This window comes from Pseudomonas caspiana (assembly GCF_002158995.1).
In the GTDB taxonomy this organism is placed as follows: domain Bacteria; phylum Pseudomonadota; class Gammaproteobacteria; order Pseudomonadales; family Pseudomonadaceae; genus Aquipseudomonas; species Aquipseudomonas caspiana.
In genome coordinates, this window is record NZ_LOHF01000004.1 from 34254 (window position 1) to 37497 (window position 3244).

3 protein-coding genes are annotated in these 3244 nt (G+C 57.3%); all 3 read left to right on the forward strand.

Translation table 11 applies throughout. The features are described 5' to 3' along the window. A partial coding sequence (locus AUC60_RS06840) for a phage tail protein (RefSeq protein WP_087265339.1) occupies positions 1 to 1488 on the forward strand: 1488 nt, incomplete at its 5' end. A gap of 9 nt (positions 1489 to 1497) precedes the next feature. Next, positions 1498 to 2064 (forward strand): DUF4376 domain-containing protein, encoded by a 567-nt coding sequence (locus AUC60_RS06845; protein WP_087265340.1) that lies wholly within the window; start codon positions 1498 to 1500, stop codon positions 2062 to 2064. Between the two features lie 102 nt (positions 2065 to 2166). Beyond that, on the forward strand, positions 2167 to 3244 hold a 1078-nt coding region (locus AUC60_RS06850; RefSeq protein ID WP_087265341.1), incomplete at its 3' end, for a phage tail sheath subtilisin-like domain-containing protein.

Genomic DNA, 3244 nt, shown 5'->3' on the forward strand with positions numbered 1-3244 from the left:
AAACAGGCGAACGCTGATGCGCTGGGCTTGCCCTGGAAGATCACGCACATGGCAATCGGTGATGCAAATGGCGCAGATCCCGTTCCGTCCGTGACACAGACCAAACTAATCAACGAGGTGCGCCGCGCTCCGCTGAACACCCTCAAGATCGACCCGGCCAATGCGGCGGTGATCATTGCCGAGCAGGTCATTCCGGCCGACGTCGGCGGTTTCTGGATTCGTGAAATCGGCCTGTACGACGCAGACGGTGATTTTGTGGCGGTGGCCAACTGTGCGCCGTCGTTCAAGCCGTTGCTGGTGCAAGGGTCCGGCCGGACGCAAATCGTGCGACTGAACATCATCGTGACCAACGCCGGTAACGTAGAGCTGAAGATTGACCCGGCCGTGGTGCTGGCGACTCGTGCCTACGTAGACGCGTCGATTCTTGAGGTGTTGCCTAAGAACAAAACGGCGGGGCAGTTCACCCGGGTCAAGATCAATGAGCGGGGTATCGTTCAGTCGGGTGACAACCCGGAAACGCTGGCCGGAAATGGCATCAAGGACGCTTACACAAAGCCTGAAGTTGATGCCATGGTCGCGCAGGCCTCGGCTTTGCCGGTCGGCGTGCTGGTCGCTATTCCAATGAACAAGCTTCCTCCGGGTTTTTTGGAGGTTGACGGCGGAATATACAGTGCTGCTGCTTACCCCGATTTGGCAGCCTTTTTCGAGGGGCGGTTTAACCAGGGCAACGAAGGGGCGGGCATGTTCCGCATGCCTGAGTCGCGTGCTGAGTTTCTGCGCGGCTGGGATAATGGGCGTGGAGTGGATTCGGGACGCGTTATCGGTAGTTGGCAGGCTGATGAATTCAAGTCTCACGTCCACCAGATTGATGCACCGGCTAATCCTAGCGGGGTTGGCCAGGATAAGGTGGCGCGTGGCAATCGAACTGATAGCAACGGAACACCCATCACCTCGGCAGCCGGTGGCACGGAAACCCGGCCGCGTAACTTGGCCGTCATGTGGTGCGTCAAGGCTTGGAACGCGCCTATCAATCAGGGAAACATTGATATTTCCGCGCTGGCCGCCTTGGCGCAGCAGTCTACCGAAACCAAATTTGGTGTGGCCAAACTCGCCACTCAGGCGCAGGTGAATGCGGGGGCTGATGACGCAACCATTGTCACCCCGAAAAAGATGCGCTGGGGTTTTTCGGCAGTTTTAGGCGGGCATGGCTCTAACAGTTACATAGTCTTCCCGAGCTGGCTCGGCGGGCTGATCATTCAGTGGGGCACTACAGGGATCGTGGCTTCTGTTACCAACTCAAGCCATACATGGCCTTTCGCGTTCACCACCAGCCCCGTGGTTCTTTTGTCCTATGTGAACACCGCTAGCGATGATGCGGCGAACGCTAATTTTCTTGCTCAGGTGAGAGGTGTGACGGCCACGAACATGATCCTTAGAAGCCTTGGGCCGTCACCGGCGCAATATAGCTACCTGGCTATAGGTCGTTGAGAGGAAACTATGAAATACGTGACATGCAATCAGGCTGGTGAAATTACAGGGCGTTATGACTCCGATTTCCATCGAGCAATCCCTAAAGACGCGATAGTTATTCCAGACAAAGTTTGGCTTGCCACCATCACAGAGACTGATGGCTTGTGGCGTTTAGGTGCTGATGGAGTGGTGAGCAAGCAACCATTTGTACCAGTTGCCCCCAATTACCCGGCCTTGATTTCGGCTGAACGCTACGCGCGAGAGGCTTCGGGCGTTTTAGTTGATGGGCTTTTGATCGAAACGACCCGAGATAGCCAGTCGCTGATTTCTGGAATGGCAGTGTCAGCATTGATGGATTCGGCTTATCGCTGCAACTTCAAAACGGGGTTGGGATTTGTCGAGCTGGGAGCCGCGCAGATCCTCTCAATATCTTCAGCGGTACGTGCCCATGTGCAGGCGTGCTTTGACCGGGAAAAGGTGCTTTTGGAGTTGGTCAGTGCTGGCACTTACAGTGTTGAACAGCTTTATCAGGGATGGCCTGATTACTCGGAGCCGGAGCCGGAAACCAAACCTGAAACAGAAGTCTCCCCATAAACGCCCCGCACTGACGGGGCGTTTTCTTTCCCGTTACGCGTAACGCAGACATCACACACAACCCCGCCCAGCGGGGTTTTTTCGTTTCTGGAGAAAAGCTTTATGAGCACGAGCGGTTTTTTTCACGGCGTCACGGTCACGAATGTGGACGTTGGGTCGCGCCCAATTTCGCTACCGTCGAGTTCGATTATCGGGCTGTGCGACACCTTCACCCCGGGGCCGCTGGTGGGGGGCGTGCCTAGCGCGAATCCCAATGAGCTGAAGCTGATCACTCGCGAAAGCGAGGCGATTGCGGCATGGGGCGCTGACGCTGCTATTACTAAGGCCTGTCAGGCGGTTTTTGTTCGTGCCAAGGCGGTGATCGTGGCGTGTGGCGTCACCTTGGGCACTGATGCGGCGGCACAGACCTCGGCCATCATCGGTGGTGTTCTGGCTAACGGTCAGCGTACCGGCCTGCAAGGTCTGCTGGATGGCAAGAGCAAGTTCAACGCCCAGCCACGTTTGCTGATCGCGCCCGGGCACTCCTCAACGTTGCCGGTGGCCACCGCCATGGACGGACTGGCCGCTAAGCTGCGCGCCATTGCGATCATCGACGGCCCGAACACCACGGACGAAGCCGCTATTGCCTATGCCGAGAACTTCGGCAGCAAGCGGATTTTCCTCGTTGATCCGGGCGTTCAGTTCTGGGATACGACTAAAAACGCAACCGTCGACGCACCGGCCTCGGCGTACACCGCTGGCTTGTTTGCCTGGACCGACAGCGAGTTTGGATTCTGGGCGTCGCCGTCCAACAAAGAGTTCGTCGGTGTTACTGGCACCACGCGTCCGGTCGAGTTCCTGGACGGTGACGAGACCTGCCGGGCCAACCTGCTCAACGCGGCCAACATCACGACCATCATCCGTGACGATGGCTACCGGCTGTGGGGCAACCGCACCCAGTCCAGTGATTCAAAATGGTCCTTTGTCACCCGTGTGCGCACCATGGATATCGTCATGGACGCGATCCTTTACGGGCACAAGTGGGCGGTGGATCGCTCGATCACCAAGACCTACGTGAAGGACGTGACCGAAGGCCTTCAGAACTTCATGCGCGACCTGAAAAACCAAGGCGCGATCATTAACTTTGAAGTGTATGCGGACCCTGAACGCAACACGGCCAGCCAGATCGAGCAGGGCAAGG

Excerpts from the sequence above, each read along its gene's own strand:
- AUC60_RS06845 (WP_087265340.1), top strand. The coding sequence starts at position 1,498 with ATGAAATACGTGACATGCAATCAGGCTGGTGAAATTACAGGGCGTTAT.